The 21,651-nt window shown below is 39.4% G+C and carries 21 protein-coding genes; 8 read left to right on the top strand and 13 right to left on the bottom strand.

Annotated elements, in window-relative coordinates; translation table 11 throughout:
* Window positions 1-62: 62 nt before the first annotated feature.
* The 11 genes from ACQKFO_RS03980 to ACQKFO_RS03930 form a co-directional block, all read right to left on the bottom strand.
* Window positions 63-839 (bottom strand): sulfite exporter TauE/SafE family protein, encoded by a 777-nt coding sequence (locus ACQKFO_RS03980; protein ID WP_427597002.1) that lies wholly within the window; start codon window positions 837-839, stop codon window positions 63-65.
* Window positions 840-923: 84 nt separating this feature from the next.
* A complete protein-coding gene (locus ACQKFO_RS03975; RefSeq protein WP_427597000.1) occupies window positions 924-2,051 on the bottom strand; it encodes an MBL fold metallo-hydrolase in 1,128 nt (375 codons plus the stop codon).
* Between the two features lie 31 nt (window positions 2,052-2,082).
* Entirely contained in the window at window positions 2,083-2,655 is a 573-nt protein-coding gene (locus tag ACQKFO_RS03970) for a sulfurtransferase TusA family protein (protein ID WP_427596998.1), read from the bottom strand.
* 48 nt (window positions 2,656-2,703) lie between these two features.
* Window positions 2,704-3,183 (bottom strand): DsrE/DsrF/DrsH-like family protein, encoded by a 480-nt coding sequence (locus tag ACQKFO_RS03965; RefSeq protein WP_397551256.1) that lies wholly within the window; start codon window positions 3,181-3,183, stop codon window positions 2,704-2,706.
* A 49-nt stretch (window positions 3,184-3,232) separates the two neighbouring features.
* On the bottom strand, window positions 3,233-3,460 hold the full coding sequence (locus tag ACQKFO_RS03960; protein WP_427596997.1) for a sulfurtransferase TusA family protein: 228 nt from the start codon (window positions 3,458-3,460) through the stop codon (window positions 3,233-3,235).
* Window positions 3,461-3,543: 83 nt separating this feature from the next.
* Complete coding sequence (locus ACQKFO_RS03955; RefSeq protein ID WP_397551254.1) at window positions 3,544-3,804, bottom strand: metal-sensitive transcriptional regulator; 261 nt, start codon at window positions 3,802-3,804, stop codon at window positions 3,544-3,546.
* A 148-nt stretch (window positions 3,805-3,952) separates the two neighbouring features.
* Window positions 3,953-5,206, bottom strand: coding sequence for a M24 family metallopeptidase (locus ACQKFO_RS03950; RefSeq protein ID WP_427596996.1), 1,254 nt, complete (start codon window positions 5,204-5,206; stop codon window positions 3,953-3,955).
* 132 nt (window positions 5,207-5,338) lie between these two features.
* Window positions 5,339-6,298, bottom strand: a complete 960-nt coding sequence (locus tag ACQKFO_RS03945; protein WP_427596995.1) for an ArsA family ATPase — start codon at window positions 6,296-6,298, stop codon at window positions 5,339-5,341.
* 23 nt (window positions 6,299-6,321) lie between these two features.
* Entirely contained in the window at window positions 6,322-6,579 is a 258-nt protein-coding gene (locus ACQKFO_RS03940; protein ID WP_427597785.1) for a cory-CC-star protein, read from the bottom strand.
* 132 nt (window positions 6,580-6,711) lie between these two features.
* Window positions 6,712-8,451 (bottom strand): carbon starvation CstA family protein, encoded by a 1,740-nt coding sequence (locus ACQKFO_RS03935; RefSeq protein ID WP_427596994.1) that lies wholly within the window; start codon window positions 8,449-8,451, stop codon window positions 6,712-6,714.
* Window positions 8,452-8,625: 174 nt separating this feature from the next.
* A complete protein-coding gene (locus ACQKFO_RS03930; protein WP_427596993.1) occupies window positions 8,626-9,030 on the bottom strand; it encodes a sporulation protein in 405 nt (134 codons plus the stop codon).
* Window positions 9,031-9,159: 129 nt separating this feature from the next.
* On the opposite strand from ACQKFO_RS03930, the gene ACQKFO_RS03925 reads away from it, so the two are divergent.
* On the top strand, window positions 9,160-9,489 hold the full coding sequence (locus ACQKFO_RS03925) for a YckD family protein (RefSeq protein ID WP_427596992.1): 330 nt from the start codon (window positions 9,160-9,162) through the stop codon (window positions 9,487-9,489).
* Window positions 9,490-9,547: 58 nt separating this feature from the next.
* Here ACQKFO_RS03925 and ltaE read toward each other — a convergent pair whose 3' ends face one another.
* The gene (ltaE, locus tag ACQKFO_RS03920; protein ID WP_427596991.1) at window positions 9,548-10,567 is read right to left on the bottom strand and encodes a low-specificity L-threonine aldolase; all 1,020 of its coding nucleotides are present in this window, start codon (window positions 10,565-10,567) and stop codon (window positions 9,548-9,550) included.
* 220 nt (window positions 10,568-10,787) lie between these two features.
* On the opposite strand from ltaE, the gene ACQKFO_RS03915 reads away from it, so the two are divergent.
* The 7 genes from ACQKFO_RS03915 (at window position 10,788) to ACQKFO_RS03885 (ending at window position 20,295) form a co-directional block, all read left to right on the top strand.
* A complete protein-coding gene (locus tag ACQKFO_RS03915) occupies window positions 10,788-12,044 on the top strand; it encodes a helix-turn-helix domain-containing protein (protein WP_427596990.1) in 1,257 nt (418 codons plus the stop codon).
* A gap of 349 nt (window positions 12,045-12,393) precedes the next feature.
* The gene (locus tag ACQKFO_RS03910) at window positions 12,394-13,626 is read left to right on the top strand and encodes an aminopeptidase (protein ID WP_427596989.1); all 1,233 of its coding nucleotides are present in this window, start codon (window positions 12,394-12,396) and stop codon (window positions 13,624-13,626) included.
* 234 nt (window positions 13,627-13,860) lie between these two features.
* Window positions 13,861-14,694, top strand: coding sequence for an alpha/beta hydrolase (locus tag ACQKFO_RS03905; protein ID WP_427596988.1), 834 nt, complete (start codon window positions 13,861-13,863; stop codon window positions 14,692-14,694).
* A 120-nt stretch (window positions 14,695-14,814) separates the two neighbouring features.
* Entirely contained in the window at window positions 14,815-16,008 is a 1,194-nt protein-coding gene (locus tag ACQKFO_RS03900) for a class I SAM-dependent rRNA methyltransferase (RefSeq protein ID WP_427596986.1), read from the top strand.
* A gap of 878 nt (window positions 16,009-16,886) precedes the next feature.
* Window positions 16,887-17,417, top strand: coding sequence for a D-glycero-alpha-D-manno-heptose-1,7-bisphosphate 7-phosphatase (locus ACQKFO_RS03895; protein ID WP_427596985.1), 531 nt, complete (start codon window positions 16,887-16,889; stop codon window positions 17,415-17,417).
* Between the two features lie 206 nt (window positions 17,418-17,623).
* Window positions 17,624-19,540, top strand: coding sequence for a DUF294 nucleotidyltransferase-like domain-containing protein (locus tag ACQKFO_RS03890; protein WP_427596984.1), 1,917 nt, complete (start codon window positions 17,624-17,626; stop codon window positions 19,538-19,540).
* Complete coding sequence (locus ACQKFO_RS03885) at window positions 19,540-20,295, top strand: 3'-5' exonuclease (protein ID WP_427596983.1); 756 nt, start codon at window positions 19,540-19,542, stop codon at window positions 20,293-20,295. Before ACQKFO_RS03890 ends, ACQKFO_RS03885 begins: the two co-directional genes overlap by 1 nt.
* Window positions 20,296-20,374: 79 nt before the next feature.
* On the opposite strand, the gene ACQKFO_RS03880 is transcribed toward ACQKFO_RS03885, so the two are convergent.
* Entirely contained in the window at window positions 20,375-21,637 is a 1,263-nt protein-coding gene (locus tag ACQKFO_RS03880) for a glutamate-5-semialdehyde dehydrogenase (protein ID WP_427596981.1), read from the bottom strand.
* Between the last annotated feature and the right edge of the window lie 14 nt (window positions 21,638-21,651).

The raw sequence follows: 21,651 nt of genomic DNA, 5'->3' as shown, positions 1-21,651 counted from the left end.
TCACTAGAAATCCTCTATAGGGTAGAAGATACTAGGTGAATCAGAACTAAGCATTAAATGGTTTAAAGAATATCGAGCCAGATTTTAATCGCTGTAGCCAGGATTAAAACGGCTAGTATCATTTGAAGAATCTTTGTATTCATTTTCTTTCCTGCCATCGCGCCCAGTGGAGATGCAATTAAACTAGCTACGACCATGATCATAGCTGGTAGATATTCCACTTGACCTGTCGATATCTTTCCGACTGTTGATCCGATTGAAGAAATCAACGTGATGGCAAGGGATGAAGCGATCGTCATTCTTGTCGGAATCTTAAGGACCACCAGCATAATCGGAACTAATAGGAAAGCTCCTGCTGCTCCAACTATGCCTGCTCCAATCCCGACGATCAAGGCAAGTATCGCTGCTAACCACTTGTTAAATTTTACATCCTCGAGTTTTATATCATCAATGCCTTTTTTAGGGATGAACATCATGATCGCCGCAATTAATGCAAGAATTCCATACACAATATTAATTCCAGCCTCACTCATGAATTTCGAACCATACCCTCCGATGAAGCTACCTATTAAAATACTTACACCCATGTAAGTGATAAGAGTTTTATTAAGATAGCCTCCTTTACGGTAAGCCCAAACCCCACCAAGTGTGGCAAAAAACACTTGAACTGCGCTAATACCTGAAACTTCGTGAGCAGTGAATGTTGCTACTCCAAGCATCGGCGGGATATATAGGAGCATGGGATATTTAATGATACTCCCCCCGATACCTACCATCCCTGATATATACGAGCCCGCAAATCCGATAAGAAAGATTGTAATTATAAATGCCAAATCCATCGTGTTGTTCCTCCTCTTCTAATAAAACGGGAACCTCTTTTTCAGGTTCCCATTTTGATTATTTGTTTAGATTAGTACGATTGATTATCGAACAGCACAACGGTTAGGTCCAATTTCCATCTCACGCTGTTTTTCTTCATCTGGGGTTACTTTACCCATGTTCGTTTCTCGGATTTCTTGATACGCGTTTGGCTGAGGTGGAAGGTTTTCAGATACCAGCTTTCTGAATTCTTCTTCACTCTCGATATTTAATCCGTGGTTTTTTGCAAATAATGTTCCCAGCTTTTCACCTACAGAGCCATCTTCATTTAATTCATCAATAATCATGAAGTGAGCCGGTAACACGGTAAGCTCCATAGAAAGGTCTTTATACCGTTTGTAAAGACTTTCTCTAAGATCAGCTACCCAATCTTCTGCTTTCCCGGCAAGATCCGGACGTCCGATACTGTCCACAAAAAGAATGTCACCTGATAATAAATACTTCTCATCAATTACAAATGAAGTTGAACCGATTGTATGTCCAGGTGAATAAAGAGCTGTAATATCAATCGTTGTATTTCCGATCACGACTTTATTCCCATCTTCAAGTGCAGCATATTCAAAGGTAACTTCCACAGCATCTTTAGGAGGTAACCAATAGGTAGCATTTGTTGCTTCTGCAATGTTACGTCCACCAGAAATATGATCGGCATGCAAGTGAGTATCAAATACATTTGTAATCGTTGCGCCTTTTTCTTTTGCAAAGTCGATAAAGATATCAGTCATACGAGTAGCATCGACAATCGCTGCTTCACCATTTGATACGACCATATAGGATAGACAACCTTTACCTAAACGTACAAATTGATAAAGCTCTCCGCCTTTTGTTAATTCACCCACTTTAACAGGCTCCAAATGTTCGCTCCAAGCTTTCATTCCGCCTTCAAGGTAAGAAACGTCCATCCCTTCATCTGAAAGCATTTCCGCTACCATAATAGAAGAACCTTCTTTCGCACATACAACTAGAATGTCTTTATCCTTAGGAAGTTGATCCATTATTTCTTCTACACCATCTAAAAGATCGAAGTATGGGATGTTCAGGTATTCAAATTTTTCACCTTCAATTTTCCAATCTTCAAAGGCATCTGCATTACGAACATCCAAAATAAATAAATCTTCTCTGTTCATGACTTTTTGAGCTACTTCTTTTGAATTCATTGGTTTGACTGACATAATTTAACCTCCCGATATTAGTGTTTATACATTACTTCACGTTCGATTCAACGTCTCCAGTCCAATCGCTCATGCCTGGAACTACATTGATAACATTAGCGAATCCTTTTTCAGCTAATAATTGCGCCGCCATGTCGCTTCTGTTTCCTGTACGGCAAACTACATAAATGTCCTTGTCTTTATTCAATTCGTCTACACGTGTTTCAAGCTCTCCAAATGGCATCGAGATAGAGCCTGGAATATGTTTGAATGCATATTCGGCTTTTTCACGGACATCCAGAACAACGACATTTTCATCGCCCAATTTTCCGGCCAATGTATCATTATCTGTTACTGATTCATGTTTACGCTCTACAGCCTCTTCACCACTTGATTTCCGAACAAAGTGCTTCAGAACATCTCCTTCTTCGATTGTCCCCAGATAGTCATGCCCGGAACTTTTTGCCCATGCTTGAAGGTCAGCCTTTGATCCCTTGTCTGTTGCTTGAATTTCAATCACTTGTCCTGCTTCCAGGTTATTCATGGCTTTTTTTGTTTTGACGATCGGCATTGGACAAGCTAATCCCTTTGCATCCAATACGAAGTTTGTTTCAATCGTGTTCATTAATAAAACCTCCAATTACCTAATAGGGTATATTTTATTTCAAAAAAATTAGATGAATAAGTTCACGTTACCATTTTCAGCATCCGCTAAATACGCAGCTACCCCTGCATACTCGATTTCTTCTAACAATTCATCTTTGTGTAAACCTAATAAATCCATTGTCATGGTACACGCAACCAGATTGATTTCTTGTTCCCTTGCCATGTCAATTAAATCAGGTAAAGGCATAGCATTATGCTTCTTCATAACACCTTTGATCATTTTAGGGCCCATTCCCATGAAATTCATGTTGGATAATCCCAGCTTATCTGCACCCCTTGGCATCATACGCCCAAACATTTTCTCCATAAATCCTTTTTTTACCGGTACCATTTCTTCTTTTCTTAAAGCATTCAATCCCCAGAATGTATGGAAAATGGTTACGTCATGATCATAAGCCGCAGCTCCGTTCGCAATGATATATGCAGCCATCGCTTTATCATAATCTCCACTAAAGAGAATAATATTGGTTGTTTTTCTTTCTGACATTGTATCTCCTCCTATATACTATAAGGGGTATTTATCCCCTTAAAAAAATTTATCCTTTTTTAATCCAGAATGTAAATACATCATTTTCTTCATTTGAATCGAGCAATTCATGTCCTGTAGATTTAGCCCAGGCTGTCAGGTCACTTTTAGCACCTTTATCCGTTGTTTGAACCTCTAAAATTTGACCAGCTTCAATTTCATTTATTGCTTTTCTTGTTTTCACAATAGGCATCGGGCAGGCTAATCCTTTTGCATCTAGTACTTTATCTGCGTTCATTAATAATTCCTCCTAAGAATGATTGTTTTTCAAAATACCTATAAGGGTATATTATATGATATAAAAAAAGATGTCAACTTTTTTTATCGACTCTTCACTAATAAATTCACTGCTTCTTTTACAAGGTCTTCTGTATTTTCACCCGTCTCTTGTGAATCCCTTACACATTCCACAAGATTCATACTGACAATTAAGCCTACGGAACGGTCCAGAGCTGTTTTTGCTGCGGAAAGCTGTGTAATAACGTTTTTACAATCTTCCCCTTGCTCCATCATTCTTACGATTCCACGGAGCTGCCCTTCAACACGTTTAATTCGATTCTTAACTTGTGAATTGTATTCCATAAAGACACCTCCTATTGGCTTGTTGTTTCCTGCTACAATTACAATAATATACCCCATTAGGTATAATGTCAAGGGATAGTTCACACTTTTTTATGAAAACACCTAAATAAAAAATGAGTACAATTGGGGGATTGTACTCATTCTCTCATTATATAAGATAGAAGGCCATTTGCCTTTTCGCCATGTATTCCAATCGATTCTGAATGAAGGCAACGGGCTCTTCCAGAAAGATCGGAACAATCTGATCCCATTCAGGAACGTATTGTTTGATGTTGAATTCCATGGCATAGCATGTATTTGCTGTTAGAGGGAGGTCACCTTTTATAGGGATGTCTCTTTGTTGATCATATAATCCCATTATGGCCCCCGCTTCATGACAGTGATTTCCTATGGGGTGAGAATAAAGCATCGCCTCTATCTCTTCATCTCTTGCCTTTTTCATTACACGATGAAACACTTCATTTCCTGTTCTTCCCACTTTCATTTCTTCTGTAATGATATCTTCAAATCTTAAGGCAGTTTGTAATGCGGATTGAAGTCCTTCAGGAGCTTCTTCCTCACCTGGATAGAGAACGTATGCGAGTTGCTGGGTGTCTGTCGCTAAACCGAGATAACGAATACCAAAATCCAAATGCACAATATCTCCACATCGAATGATTTCCCCTTCTAATCGCTCCATCGCTGCCCCTTTTCTTTGTAAATCCACCGTAGGGTAAAATGACGTTTCCATTCCTAAATCCAATACGCATTGCCTTATCCAATCCACTACATCTTCAGTCGTTGTGATTCCAGGATGGATCACCGCTCCGGATAAAGCTTCTGCCGCTATTTGCCTCGCAAGTTCCGCTATTGAAGGATAGGCTGTGAGTTCCTTCGATGACCTTATCGATAGCCAATCAACAATAATTTGCTGGGCTGACACAAATTTATGGGAGTACTCATCAAGTAATATGCTTAAATGTTGGTAAAACGAATGACTTAAACCATCACTTGCAGCAAACGATGTGGAATAGTTCAAGGCAATTGTATCAGGGCAATGAACTTCTACAAGTCGTTTTAGATACTCCCATTGATCACAGTCTTCCGGCTTCCAGACACGTTCATAAAATGGCTCGAAGTTCGGATTAGAGTGCAGTATCCACCTTTTCAATTGTTGCTCTCCGTCAAGATAAAACACTACAATCGTCAATCTCCCGGAACTGTCTATTGATGCCGGATAGAGACTTTTCAGAACAGGATCTTCATTATACTCTCTGCCCGCAATAATCCACATATCAAGATTATGCTTTTTCATTAAGGAAGGTAAAAGGGTATTAAGTCGATGAAATAGCCATCGGTTCTGTGTTTCTTCTCTTTTCTTCAACGGAAGAATTCCCGGTAAATGTTTCATATCTCCACGCATGGGTATCACTCCCTTCTTTCATTGATTCCATTACATTTTCGACAAAAAATGATTTTTCCCTCCTGAAAAATAAAAATGACCATTAGATGAAATACCCCCAATGGTCAGCAAGTTCCTATGAATACTCTTATATTAGATGGTTCTTTCACTACTAATTACTTCTCTCTGTAGATAGTCTACAAACTCATCGAGATGACGGGGTGAACAGATATCTTCTTCTAATAGAGGAATTCGATATAACGTCTGGTTTGTGAATTTCTCCCTCATCAGCTTTAGGTATAACTTTTCCTGTTCCCTCCTTTTTTGCAGGAACACTCCATCTGCCTGCATAGGGAGGATCTTATTTATGATCAGCCCCCCAATATTCAATCCGTGCCCAGACATCAATTCAATGGCTTTTTCTGTCTCCAGTATCGGGAGCCTTTCAGGAATGAGTACAAAGATAAATCCTGTTCTTTTTTGATCCAGTAGAATCCCCCGTACTCTTGAAAACTTTTCACGTCGCTTTTGCAGGACATCATAAATGGGGTCCTCTACGGGCTCGCCGTCATTTAATAGCTGTGAATAGTTTTTGTTTGTTTTCTTCCGCCTTTCAAGCATCCCGTCCATCCATACTCCCATGAGTTCAGGAAGAGATAAAAGCCGGATTGTGTGGCCAGTAGGTGCTGTGTCAAAAATGATCTTATCGAACTCATTTCCTTCCTCGAGAATGATGGAAACCATTCGGTCAAATAATGCTGCTTCTTCTGCCCCTGGTGCCGAAGCAGCCATATCGATTTGACGGTGAACCTCATTCACCATTTTTGATTTAACCATTCCTTTTAAATTCCTTTTTACTCCGTTAATATAATCCTGTGTTTCAATTTCAGGATTAATTTCTATCCCCCATAGATTTTTGAGTAGAGGAGTTTTATCCCCCTTGATTTCCTGATGAAAAATATCACCCAGGTTATGCGCGGGATCTGTTGAGATGATTAGCGTTTTTTCTCCCATTTTCGCAAACATTACGGCTAAAGCAGAAGCAGATGTTGATTTTCCTACACCTCCTTTACCTCCTACAAATAAAATTGACTGTTGATGTAATTCATTCATGTACATATCCCCCTCCCTATACTTCAACAACATCTGATTCCATCTAAGGGAGAGTGCTCCATTCCCATTCTTAAATGCCAATCATGAAATTTCTCTATAATATATGGATAAAGTTCCAATGTATAATAAAAAACGGGATTCGGGAGGCCAAGCATTTCTGAATAGAGCAATAATAAGAATAAATCATCCTCATCTCTCAATTCCCTGGCGATTTCCGTTTTGTGAGGGAGGCGAATCATTTCATCGTATAGCTGTATGATTCTTTTAAACCTTTCTTTCATAGACGAATCCATTCGTGATCCCCTCCTTAAAGATGTCTCTGTAATGTGGCATGATAATTTCGATATTCTTGTCCCTCCTTCAAAAGAAAGTAGAAAAAGGGGACCCGATCCCGAGTCACCCTCATCTCATAACTAAGCAGAGAACTGTGAAGGGTCATCTCCCTTTTTAGACAGTGAAGATGCTGCGGTTATAAGGATCCACAAGGTGAAAATCAGAATGATACTCCCGAAGATAAAGAGCAGCATATTCCCTTCTGATTCACCGACAGCTGACCATTCAAACACTACCTGGTTAATCATCGCCCATAATGTCATGAACATAAGGAATACCATAGGAATTAAGGTAGCCAAATAATTTCTTCCTTGACGCTTAAGCCAGATGGTAATCAGAAGTAAACTGATTCCAGCAAGCAATTGATTCGATGTACCAAATAGCGGCCATAGAAGATATCCACCCGACCCGAACCCTTTAGGGCCTTGAGGTAATAAAGTTAAGGCTGCACTTGAAACAACGGCGATCGTCGTTGCAACATGAGCATTCGTCAAAGGATTTACGTTGTACTCTTCTCCCAATTCGGCAATGATATATCGCATCAGTCGAACAGAAGAGTCCAATGTTGTTGCAGCGAAGCTCACAATGATCACTGAAACAATCGTAGCTGCGATATCAGCAGGAATCCCAACACCTGTTGCGAGTTGTCCGGCTCCTTGGATGAAGACACCCAACCCTGCTCCACTTGCTGCAGCAAATCCGCTGTAAGTCGCTTGGAATTCTTCTACGTTCGGGAAAAATGTTATACATGCAATGATCGCAATCAGTGCAAGAGCCCCTTCACCTACAGCTCCTAAATACCCTACAAAGCGTGCATCCGTTTCTTTATCCAACTGTTTTGACGATGTGCCTGATGAAACCAATCCGTGAAACCCGGAAATGGCACCGCAAGCTATCGTAATAAATAGTAACGGGAACCAGGAAACATCTGCAGCTCCGTTTGTCATTGGTGCGGTAATTTCAGGATTAGTAAACAGGAGACCAAGATATAACAATCCTAAACCAACAATTAATTGATGGGAATTGATATAATCACGTGGCTGCAATAACTTCCAAACAGGTAGAGTGGAGGCTATGTATACATAAATCATGAGAATGACGATCCACACCAGGAAAGCCATGCTGGTTGAACTCAATCCAAACAATGATGTTGCATCTTTACCACCGAAATAACGAACTAAATCAATCTGCAAAAATCCAACCCGGCTGGCAATGACAGCTGATGCATACATGACTGCCAGTGCAACGATTGAAGGCAGCAGCATGCTTCCATTGCGCTTATAAACCGAATACCCAATCCAAACTGCCAATGGGATCTGAATGAACACCGAGATGACACTAGCAGGAAAAGTAATGAACAGATTTGCAATAACCCAGGCAAATACTGCGTTTACCATCAACACAAGTATTAAAATAATAAATAGAAATAGTACTTTTGCTCTTTTCCCTATTAACTTATTGGCTAATGAACCAACGGATTGTCCTTTATTCCGAACTGAAAGAACCAAAGTTCCAAAATCATGCACCCCGGCTGCAAATACTGTCCCTAGAATGACCCACAGAAATGCTGGAAGCCATCCCCAGTAAACGGCGATTGCCGGACCAACAATCGGAGCAGCCCCCGCTACAGAAGTAAAATGGTGACCCCACAGAACAAACTTATTCGTTGGAACGAAATCGACACCATCTTTGTATTGGTGAGCCGGCGTCACATAATTCGGATCCAGACGGTACACCTTCTCAGCAATAAGCTTGGAATAATATTTATACCCAAATAAAAAGACAAGCCCTCCTATTACCGCTAACCAAATTCCACCCATCAAATTCCTCCCTCTTCTTTTAATTTGTACACATTTAAATATCTGAATTTTTAGAATGTATACGCTTACTACATTTTACATTGGGTTTTTATGGATTTCAATGAGAACATTTACTCTTATTGGTCTTATAAACCAAATTAAAAGACAGATTCAATAATAGAATCTGCCTTAAAGTTAAACGACGTATATGCTATCCTCATCTGTCGGATCTACCGCTTGAGGAATGTCTACTGTGGTTCTTAAAATGGTTTTGTTAGCATCCGTTGTTCTGGGATGATCAGTTGATGTAGGAAATGTGAAAGAGATTTTCTTCTCTTCACCCGCACCGATTGTACCGATCTTATCAAGGATAATCGTGTCTAAATCTTTTTCATGATAGGAAAAGTCACTATCTTTTTTATCCTCCTCATATTTTTCAAGAAGCAATAAACGAATTTCATTAATAGGCTGATCGGCCATACCACCGATCAAAACGACTTCACCTTCAATTGAATCTCCAGGAGAAATTTTCGTTTTGTGCACGATTGTATCTACTTTAACGTGTCCTATCCCAATACTTGACAAAAACTGTTTAAACATATTTCAGCCACCTTTCCAATACCTAATTGTCTTTACCCTAACATGTACCCCTCTTATTCATCTATTCCTACATATTCTGCGAGTTTTCCGCAAAGAATATGAGAGAAACATTGGAAAGGAGTGAATAAAATGAAAAAAATAGTTGTATCTCTCTTAGCTGTATTCTTGATTAGCCTGAGTGTCGGTACATTTGCAGCTGCAGAAGGTGAAACACAAACACCTAAGGTAAATCTTACTGAAGAACAAAAATCGGAGCTTGCCAAATTGCATGAACAAATGTATTCAACAAAAAAAGAACTAGTTAAGAAATATGTAGAGTATGGTGTCTTCTCAAAAGAACAGGGAGACAACGTACTTAAAATGATGGAAGCGAAGTATCAAAAACTGAAAGAAAATGACTACATGATGAGATGGCATCCCCATCCACACCATGGAAAAAAACTAGATCACAAAGAGTAATCAGAAGGGCTACTTTGGCCCTTCACTGCTTAAATGATTAGAGAATCCCCTCCTGTAATTAAGAAAGGCTTCTTAAAATTCCAGACACCTTGTTAATATCTTCCATCGTAACATCATAATGAGTGGTAAAACGTACAAGAGTAGGTCCAAAAGTCACTGCCAGTATCCCCTTCTCTTTTAACTCATCAATAAATTGCTCTGATGTGGTCCCTCTTCCCTTTACATCTGCAACGACAATATTTGTATCAACCTGATTGATTACTTCAATTCCCTTACAGGCTTGAAGGGTTTCTTTAAGTACGATTGCTTTCTCATGATCTTCCACTAATCGTTCTCTCATGGTTGTTAATGCAACCAATCCTGGAGCTGCAACCATCCCTACCTGTCTTAAACCCCCACCTAATCGCTTTCTCCACTTACGGGCACGATTAATGAATGAATGATCACCTGCGATGATAGACCCTATAGGGGCACCCAGCCCTTTCGATAAGCATATTTGCACCGTATCACAATGATCGGTGAACTCCCTGATATCTCTTCCACTGGCATATACTGCATTAAAAAGCCGTGCTCCATCGATGTGCACGGGAATTGAATGTTTTTTCCCAAGTGTATAGATCGCCTCCATATTGTCTGGAGACACAATGGCTCCACCTGCACGATTATGTGTATTCTCCAAACAAATGAGCCCTGTTTCTGGAAAATGCTGATCTTCAGTACGTATAGCCGCTTCTACTTCAATCGGATCCATCTCTCCATTTATCCCATCGATCGTACGCGTTTGAACACCTGCCAATGCGGCGACCGCTCCTGATTCATAGTAGAAAATATGAGAATTCGTTTCTAATAGAATTTCATTCCCAGGACGTGTGTGTGTTAAAACAGCCACTTGATTACCTTGAGTACCACTTGTTACAAATAGGGCCGCTTCTTTACCAAGTAAAGTGGCCGCTTCTCTCTCAAGCTTTGTGACTGTAGGATCTTCCCCATACACATCATCCCCTACTTCAGCCTCAAACGCAGCCCTCCGCATTTCTTCCGTTGGTTTTGTTACTGTATCACTTCTTAAATCGATCATAATGAAATACCTCCTCTTAAAACTTTAACTAGATTCATTATAACAAAGGAAGGCATTTGATGAATCAACTTACAGATGAATAAAAGACCATACAAAATACCCACAAAAAATATAATTATAGGAATATTCAAAACATTTACCTTTTTAATATGTTACTATTTTAATAATCAATCACCTGGACGAAATGAGTAAATAAAGCCAGTTAGAGGAGAAGGATCATATGACAATCGGTTCTAAAATCCGCTTTCACAGACTTAAACGAAATTTAACACAAGAAGATTTATCAAAAGGGATTATTTCCGTATCATACCTTTCCAAACTGGAAAACAATCAAGTTACTCCGTCAAATGACATAATTAATTTACTCTGTGACCGATTAGGTGTAAATAGTCTGCTTGATACGACTGCCCATTTGAACAAACTACTTCAGAATTGGAACCATGCCCTACTGTGGAATAAAACAGAGGAAGCGAAGTCGATCAATGCGGACGTTAAGAAGGACCTGGAACAGACGGATGATCTCATCCCACATTTATTCTATAAAATCCTTTGCTTCCGTGTTCAATTAATTAAAGGGAACCTTCAGAACGCGTTGGAACACATGAAACAGATCCAATCCCATTATAAAGAACTGACCGATACACTGAAATTCTATTATCACAAATATAAAGGGAACTACTATTATTTGATTGAAGAGTACGATAAAGCCAAAGGTGAACTGAAAGAAGCTGAAACCTGCTATGTACTTGGAAATGTGATTAATGAAGAAGAAAGAGCAGATTTATATTATTTATTCAGCCTGGTCTTGACCCGTTTAAGTATGTACCGCTTAGCAATCTTTTACGGGGAGAAGTCACTCTCCATTTTCCAGGGCGTCTACTACCAGAAAAGATGCGCCGAAGTGCATTTAATACTAGGGATTTGCTATCGGCGTATACGTTATAGCGAAGAAGCGATAAAGCATTACGATTGGGCCAATTTCATTTCTCAATCCATAGAATATACCTCTTTAAATTCAAAGGTAGAGCAAAACTTAGGATATTTAAAATCGTTTATGAACAAGAGCGATGAAGCCATCCAGCATTATTTGCGAAGTATTGAATTGAAAGGCTCAGACGAAGAAGGAAAGCTGTACTCTATACTCTCTCTGGTCAAGGAATATTATAAAAAAAACCAATTTTCCGAGGTGCGTTTCTGGTTACCTAAAGGATTACACCTTTGCTCTAGAGAAAAGTTCCCGGATAAATTTTATCAATTATCTTATTATCAGTTTGCTTTAAATGATTTTCCTCAGGGTTTTGAGGCGTTTATGAAGGAGAATACACTGCCCTTCTTTAAAAAAAGCGGATCCCATCTATTATATGCTGAGTATTCTAAATTCCTTGGCCAATATTACCAAGGGGTTAGAAAATATAAATATGCAGCATTTCATCTAAATGAAGCCAATCTCATTTATGAAGAAATGTTAACTTTATAGGAGGTGAAATGATGAAAAAGGTGAAAAAATTTTTACTAATCACCAGCCTTACTGCTATGGCACTCTCTGGTGTCGTAGTAATCAACTCCCCGGAAGAAGAATTCCCACCATTCTCAAGTAAATTATAAGAACAAAACAATCAGGACTGGCCTTTTTAGGACCAGTCCTTTTCAATCGTTCAGCTTATCTGTTGATCCACCATATGTGAACCAGTACAAATCACGTATAAAGAAAGTTCACCTCCTTCACATATACTTCTATCAATTGATTGGAAAATGTAATTATTCAATGAAATTTTCTGAATAAAGAGATATAGTTAGTATTGAATACATATCAAGGGGGATTTAAGATGAATCATGCATTCGAAAGTAATTTAGAAAGATACGCAGATTTAATCGTACAAGTAGGACTGAACCTGCAAAAGGATCAAGAACTCCTGATTTCTGCACCTATTACAGCATATAAATTTGTTCGACTTGTTACTAAGAAAGCATATGAAGCAGGTGTTTTAAATGTACTAACCGATTTCTACGATGAAGAGTTAAAGAAAATTCGCTTAGACAATTCTTCTGAGGATGGCCTGAAAGCGTTCCCAGAATGGAAGGCAAAAGGATTTATTGAAATGGCGGAAAACAATGTGGCGCTATTAAATTTAGCGGCACCAAACCCTTCACTATTAAGAGATGCGGATCCTAAAAGGGTTGCCATTTTGAACAGAGCTTCCGCCGAAGCAATGAAAGATTTTTCTGCTTATATCGGCGGCGGCAAGATAAGCTGGTTAATAGCGGCATTCCCCACAAACGAATGGGCTCAAACTGTTTTCCCTGAACTCTCTCAGGACGAAGCAATCGATAAACTATGGGAAAACATCTTTTATACAACCCGGACGGATCAGGAGAACACAGTTGCTCTATGGGAATCTCATATTAGTAATCTGAATAAGAACGCCGACCGATTAAATGAAAGCAAATACAAAAAGCTTCATTATAAAGGACCTGGAACAGATCTTTCCATTGAATTTCACCCACAAACGAAATGGATCAGTGCCCAGTTCACAAATGATCAGGGAATTCCCTTCGTTCCGAACCTCCCAACGGAAGAAGTATTTACAATCCCAGTCAAACAAGGTGTGAATGGGACGGTCTCAAGTACGAAACCACTTAACTATAGCGGTACATTAATCAGGAACTTTTCCCTGACATTTAAAGATGGTAAAGTGGTAGAGTTTACAGCTGAGGAAGGATATGAAACTCTGAAAAATCTGCTGGAAACAGATGAAGGGGCCTCCTATTTAGGAGAAGTGGCATTGGTTCCTCACAACTCCCCTATTTCTAATACAAACATTATCTTCAACAACACACTTTTTGATGAAAATGCTTCTTGCCATATAGCGCTGGGTAGAGCATTATCAGTGTGTGTGGAGGAAGGCAGAAATATGACGGCTGACCAATTACAGAAAGTAGGTTTTAACGAAAGCATGATTCATGTAGATTTCATGATAGGATCGGCTGAGTTAGACATTGACGGCGAAAAGGAAGACGGAACGATTGAACCTATCTTCAAAGCCGGTGATTGGGTTTAATATTTGATTTAGAAGGAAGAATAATGATGCAGGCTTAAATAATTTATTTAAGCCTTTTTTTGTTGTAGTTTATCTTAACAATACTTTTGGAGAAAAGAGTTTTTAATATAAACCACTGTATCATTATTGGTAAAAGTTACATGTAATATGACAAACAAATTTCTTTTTTAACATATTCAATACTTCACGAATACTTTACAATAGAAGTATACCTTTTTTAAAGGAGCGATTTTCTTGTCGATCAATAACAAACATTCGTTTTTATGGAGTGGCATCATTCTCTCTTTCTTCACTTTATATATAATATTTCGCACTACAAATGTACAATCCAGTGAAAAACCCTTAACTGTTGAAGAAAAATACCCCACTGTCTTTGTGCACGGGTACAAAGGTACATATAATTCTTTCAGGACGATGCTGGAACGTTTTGAAAACCAGCATGGCTGGGGACAAAAGACGTTGGAGATTTATGTGTCTGAGAATGGCAGTGTGGTGTATAAAGGATCTCTTTCCACAAATCCCACTTCACCTCCACTCGTTCAAGTCATTTTTGAAGATAATCGTGCATCATTGGAGAAACAGGCGATTTGGTTAGAAAATGCCATGAAGCTCTTGCATCATCAGTTTGACGTTTCAAATGTAAATATTGTGGGACACTCCATGGGCGGCCTTGCGTCAACAAAATATATTCTAAATACCAGGGATAGCTCATTTGTCCCTAAGACCCATAAATTGATTACGATTGCTACCCCTTTCCTCGGTGTTACGAAGGAATCCTATGATGAAATCAATACAGGTGCAGCTGTTATTGACTTAAAACCTGAATCACGTGCATTGAAAGAAATGTTTTTGAATCGCCATTTGATCCCTTCCGATATAAACGTATTGTCCATAGCGGGATCTGGTGATGATGTGGTGAATGTTCAAAGTGCTATAGGCAGTCGATCACTATTTGAAAAAAACCAATATCAATCCAAGATCGTGTATGATCCATCCATTTCTCATAGCGGCCTGCATGAAACGATAAAAGTAGACCGGCTTGTAGGAGATCACTTATGGGGTAAATGACCGGCTTCCCTATTCAGACCGTTTATATCTGAATAGGGAAGTTTTTTATTGTGCAGTTGCGTAAACTTCCTTTACGTTCTATACTACACAAGACTAAACCTCAAGGTTAGGATGAGTAGAATGACAAAAGAAAGAATCATTAAAGCAAACCCTAAATACATACAACAATTCCAAAAAGGATTCCCCCTTCTTAATAAAGAAAATGTGACAACATCCATTGAGAATATTCAAGAAGGTGAAGTTCTCAAACTTGTAGACAATAACAATGCCTTTATCGCCAAAGGCTACTCGGGAATACAGAACAAAGGAATCGGATGGCTTCTGAGTTGGAAAGAACAAGAAGCGATTGACAAAGACTTTATCTTTAAAAAGCTTCAAGCTGCCATCAATCAACGTCTTCACTTCTTTTATAGTGAAGATACGACAGCGTTTCGAGTGTTTAATGGTGAAGGAGACGGATTTGGAGGTATCACCATTGACTACTTTGATGGATACTACCTCGTTCAATGGTATTCAAAAGGAGCCTATGCCTTTAAGGAAGAAGTTATGCAAGGGTTGAGAGAATTAACGGATTACAAAGGCATTTATCAAAAAAAGCGATTTGCACAGGAAGGAAAATATGTGGAAGAAGATGACTTCGTTGAAGGAACCCGGCCTTCATTCCCTCTTCTCGTCAAGGAAAATGGCGTTCAATTTGCCATCTATTTAAATGACGGCGCAATGGTAGGGGTTTTTCTTGATCAACGTGAAGTGCGTAAACGAATTTGTGACTCGTACTCTGAAGGAAAACGAGTATTGAATACGTTCTCTTACACAGGAGCATTTTCCGTTTTCGCTGCACTCGGTGGTGCTTTAGAAACAACCAGCGTTGATCTCGCTAATCGCAGTTTAAGTAAAACGATCGAACAATTCAGTATTAATGGGATTGATTACGAAGCACAAAACATCATTGTGGAAGATGTCTTTAAATACTTTAAATATGCCGTAAAAAAAGAACTCTCCTTTGATCTTGTGATTCTCGATCCGCCAAGCTTTGCCCGTTCAAAGAAACATACATTCAGTGCAGCTAAGGATTATAAAGATCTGTTAAAAGAAGCGATTGCCATTACTGAAAAAAAGGGTACCATTGTGGCATCCACTAATTGCAGCACTTTCAATATGAAGAAATTCAAGAGCTTTATTGAAACAGCCTTCAAAGAAACCAATGAAAAATACAAAATACTTGAAGAATACACACTTCCCGAAGACTTTATAACCCTCAGTCAATACAAACAAAGTGATTACCTTAAAGTCGCCTTTATTCAAAAACTATAATGGATAGAGGCTGGGACAAAACTAAAAACCACGGCAGAAAGACGAACAACTATAGTTTAATTTCTCAATACCGCTAATGATTTCCGTGCAAGACTTCGCTTTCCGCGGGTAGCTCGTGAGCCTCCTCGGCACGCCTGCGGGTAGAAAAGCGGAGGGGCTTCGCTCAGAGGCGGTTGGCATAAGGCGGATCGTCCATGAAGGCGTTCTTTGCCTTCATGGACGATCTGCCTTATGACATTTGCCTCTAAGCCCTATAGCTGGACAAGTCTCACAAAAGCTACTCTTCCCGCAGGAGTCTTCGTCTTGCACTCCAATCAACCGCTAGAGAGAACTAGAAACTAATTGTACATTGAACAAAAAAACCGAACTAAATTGCCTCTTGATTGCAATTTAGTTTGGTTTAACTTATACAAAACACGTTTGTCCCAGCCTTCTCCTATATGTATATATATAAAGTTTTCTTTCATTTTCTTTTATTCCTTTGTTTTGGAAATAAATGCTCATCAAATGGAATAGGAGCTTTTTGTATGTCTATCTTTTAAGGCAGTAAATTGAAGTAGCACAGAGTGGATTGTAGCGGAAGGCACTTTACTCCTGCGGGAAATAGAGGAAAGGTCGAGACCCCACAGGGCGAAGCCCGAGGAGGCTCGACTTCGTCCCCGCGGAAAGAAAGTGCCTGGAGCGGAAAGGAACTGTCACGGCCTCAGTTTTCACACTACCATTCATTCAATAGATTAATATACTTTTTAGAATCTGTGTTAAGGTTTATTCTTTCCCGTAGATGACAGAATAATCTGTCATTATTTCCTCGGAAAGCGCATAAAGCGACAGGTAGTGAGGGTTTATTGGAGAAAAAGATCGAATAAGGAGGTTTACTGATGAAAAAAGCTGTTTTTCTTGATCGTGATGGAGTAATCAATGAGGTGAAAACCAAAAGAGTGACATTTGTTAATCGACCCGATCAATTTTATTTCCTGGAGGGAGCCATTGAAGCTATTAAATTATTGACCGATTCCGATTTTCAAATTTTCGTCGTTACCAATCAGGGTGGAGTCGGATTAGGATATCTATCTCATGAACAACTCCAATCCATTCACGATCATATGTTGAGGGAAATCACAAGGGCCGGTGGATTCATTCAAGAGGTTTCCTGTTGTACTCACAAGCCTCACGAAGGTTGTGGGTGCAGAAAACCTGAAGCAGGTATGCTCTTGGCCCTGGCAAAAAAGCATGATATTGATATTGCCCAATCGTATATGGTAGGTGATCGCGAGGTAGATATTGAAGCCGGTCGCAAAGCGGGATGCACTACTGTCTTACTTTCAGACAGCCCCTCTCATCTATATGACGCCGATCACATGTTTACTAACTTAATGGAAGCTGCTGAATTTATCCTCAAACATAAGTAAGTCCTAAAGGTGCCCCAAGAACGGGACACCTTTTTCTCATCCCTTTTTGATCATTGATGGATTTCGTGGAGATTTAGCAAATTCGACCATTCAATATATCCATTACAACTTCCATAATGACGTCCGGAAGATCCCGTTTTATCGTTTTCAAAATAGGGAATTCTATGGTAAAGTACTATGGGACTAATGAGAACGGGAGGTATTCGATGAACCAGCTGGAATTATTACAAATTATTAGAGATCACTACCCCTTTGATGTTCTGAGCACTGAGCAGTTAGATTACATTATTTCCGGTTCTAAATACACCACCTTCAAAAAGGGTGAATTCCTTTTTCATGAAGATGAAACGGTAGAAGAACTTGATATATACTTCCTTGTCTCTGGACTTGCGAAGAATGTTCTCCACCGCTCAAGCGGCAAACAGTATTCACTCCGATTCTATTATCCTGGAGACTTAATCGGGATTATGATTATGCTTACAAGCGGTGAAATGACATTTTCCGTACAGGCAATAGAGGATTGTACTGTGTTCCGCATTCGAAAGGATCGACTATTGGAGATAATGACCAAGAACAATGACTTTTCAAAGATCATCTTCGAAAGCATCGGAAATCGCATGAAAACATTGTACGATGAAATAAAAGCGAAATCTGCCACTGAATCCGACGACGAAAATATCAACCTGTTTCGAACTAAAGTACATACGTTAATGGATCGACCCACCTTCATTGACGAAAATGCCACTGTTCTTGACGCAGCCAGAAAGATGAAAGAAGAAGATACATATGGTCTAGTGGTAGTAGATCAAGAGAAACAAATGAAAGGCATTCTTACCCAACGTGAAATCCTGTCTTATATTACAAACCCGATAATTAGTGAATCAGTAAAAGACTGGATGAAAAAAAAACCGTTTTGGATTCGTGATGAATCCTTTGCCTATGAAGCCCTTTCTTATTTCAAACATGAAGAAGTTGATTTTGTACCAATCATTCGCAATGATGAAGTCGTTGGGGTTCTGACCAGTACATCATTTCTCAATATACAGGATTCAAATTATTTGGACCTCTCATATAAAATCCAAAAAGCCGTTTCGAACGACGAACTCGTAGAGCTGGCGACTGTTAAAAGTAATACCTTTCAACAGTTCATTCAAGATTTACTCCTTCAAGATAGTTTTGGCTACGATATTTGCGAAGTGATCTCAAACTATAATGATCGCCTTCACCGAAAAATCATTCAATTAACCGAAAAAGAAATGCGTCAGGAAGGCTTCGGTTCTGCACCTATCAATTATTGTTTTATTGTCATGGGCAGTCAAGGCAGGAGTGAGCAAGGCTTTCATACGGATCAGGATAATGGAATCATACTCGATGATTATAATCACTTATCGGATCTCAAGAAGATTGATTTGTATTTCCAGGCATTTACTGAAAAACTCAATCTAAAGCTTGCAGCATGCGGTTTTCCAGAATGTACTGGCGGAATCATGGCAAAGGAACAAAAATGGAAACGATCCTATACCGATTGGAAAAAGGCGATTGATGAATGGCTTTACGAAATAGATGCACAGGAAGTTCAAAACATTACGATGTTTTATGATTTCCGCCCCATTTATGGTGATTACTCCATCGCAGAGGAAATTCGAAATTATTTAGCGGAAAAATCGAAACGGTCTCTCAATATGCAACAACTATTAAGAAAGGATGCCCTTCGTTTCAAGCTTCCTGTAGGCCCTTTGGGACGAGTGAACCTGAAGCCGAGGAATCATTTGTTTAACATCAAAAAGTCGGGGCTATTGCAAATCGTCAATATGATTCGCATCCATTCGGTAAAATACGGAATAAAAGAAGTCAACACCATAAAGAGGGTTCAAGCATTGAAAAAGATGCAGGCCTTCCATCCAAGGGATGCTGAAAATGTAAAAACAGCTATGCATATTCTGCTCACCCTCCGAACAAAGCAAAACCTTCTTGAACTTATTGAAGGAAAACCATTAAGTAATGATATTGATGTACGTACTCTTTCAAAAGAAGATCGTCAGAAATTAAAAGAATCCATCCAGATTGCTAATCGACTTCAACAAGTGATGGAAATTAGTTTTAATAGGAACCGGGTGGTTTAATGAATGATATTGGAATTAATGTGGGTTACCGCATTCTTAAATATTATTTATGGCAGCAATTTTTCTTTCGCTTTCAAGTGAAACGGGAAAAAGAAAAGCTTTCCTACCATAAATTATCTCGAGCCCTAAAAGAGTTTGAAGAAGAAAAACCCACACTTCAACAAAAACATTTATTCGACTGTGACTTTACCATATTTGACCTTGAGACGACGGGCTTTTTTCCGGAGGTAGGGGATGAAATCATCTCGATTGGAGCGGTTAAGGTTAAGGAAGGTAAAGTGCAACGGAGAGATACATTCTATCAGGTCATTAATCCCCTTCAAACGGTGTCAAGGGATACGAAGCGATTTACTGGTCTGAGAAGAAAAGACTTTCTGAATGGTGTTACATTACCTATCGGACTGGAGCGATTTATTGAGTTCAGTAAAGGAACGATCTTGGTCGCTCACCCAGCTAGTTTCGACATAAATTTTCTCCAAAAACGGATTTATAAGTGGCAGCTCCCTTCATTTGATCCGGAATATGTCGACTCCTTTTCGCTTGCCAATGGATTATTGGAACGGGACGATTGCTACCTGGACTCCCTCGTAAAACGATTTGACATCGACTACAGGACACGTCATCATGCTCTGAATGACGCTATCATGACCGCCGAAATCTTTGAGGAGCTATTAAGAATCTGTTACCAGCAAGAAGTTCACACGATAAAGGGATTGAATGAGTTTATACTGGAGGAGACAAGCCCGGGCTTTTAAACTGAGCTCTTCCATCCTGATAAACTGATTAACGAGAAAAACACTTGAGGAAATGTCCTCAAGCGTTTTTCTATGTTGTTTATCGGATTTGTCCAGTTCCATGCATCATATACTTAACTGTTGTTAACGCTGGGAGCCCCATTGGTCCTCTGGCATGAAGTTTCTGTGTAGAGATTCCAATTTCAGCACCGAATCCCAACGCTCCTCCATCAGTGAAACGAGTGGAAGCATTATGATAGAGAGCAGCAGCATCTACGAGCATCATGAATTTCTTCGCTGTTTGTGTGTTTTCCGTGACTATGGCTTCTGAATGCTTTGTACCATATTGTTCGATGTGATCGACCGCTTCATCCAAAGAAGGTACAATCTTTACGGCAATATCCAGACTTAGATATTCATTTGCCCAATCTTCTTCTCCGGCAGGCTTCGCATCTTCAATCGCTTCGACAACTTTTTCATCTCCGTGAATGGATACATTGTGCTCCTTAAGCTTATTAACAAATGCAACCTTATTTTCATTAAACCAGTCTTCATGCAGGATGACGGTTTCAGCTGCATTACATACAGCCGGACGGTCTGTTTTTGCATTGATGATGATGTTTAGTGCTTTTTCCACTTGAGCTTCTTTGTCAATATAGATATGACAGTTCCCTACTCCAGTCTCAAGGACAGGTACAGTTGCATTATTAACGACAGCATTGATCAATGCACCTCCACCGCGGGGAATCAGTACATCAATATGCTCTTTCATCGTGAATAACTCACTTGTTGCTTCTCGATCGGTTGTATTGATGAATTGTACTGCATCCTTGGGAATATCCGTCTTCTCAAGTGCTTCATGCATAACGTCCACAATTGCTTTGTTCGAAGTGATGGCATTTGAACCACCTTTCAGGACAATGGCATTACCGGATTTTAGTGCTAATCCGGTTGCATCAACCGTTACATTAGGACGTGCTTCATAAATCATTCCAATGACACCAAGTGGGACCGTTACTTTTTGAACTTGCAGTTGATTTTCAAGAGTCCAATCGGATACAACTTTTCCAGTGGGATCTTCCAGATCAGCTACTTGACGGAGACCACTTGCAAAATCTTCAACACGTTCTTTAGAAAGCGATAAACGGTCCATAAATGCAGCTTCGAAGCCCTTTTCTTTCCCTCTTTCAAGGTCTTTTTCATTTTGCTTTAGTATAGATTCGTAATTCGCCTCTAAATGATCGGCAAGTATAAGAAGGGCTTTATTTTTTTGGTCGGTAGTCAGCATACTTAGTGTTTTAGAAGCTTTCTTTGCTAGCATCGCTTGTTTTTTTACATCCGTTTTTTCTATAGTTAAAGTCATCAAATACCTCCTGT

It is taken from the genome of Rossellomorea sp. NPDC071047, assembly GCF_050270195.1.
GTDB lineage: Bacteria > Bacillota > Bacilli > Bacillales > Bacillaceae_B > Rossellomorea.
This window is presented reverse-complemented; position numbering and strand designations above follow the sequence as displayed.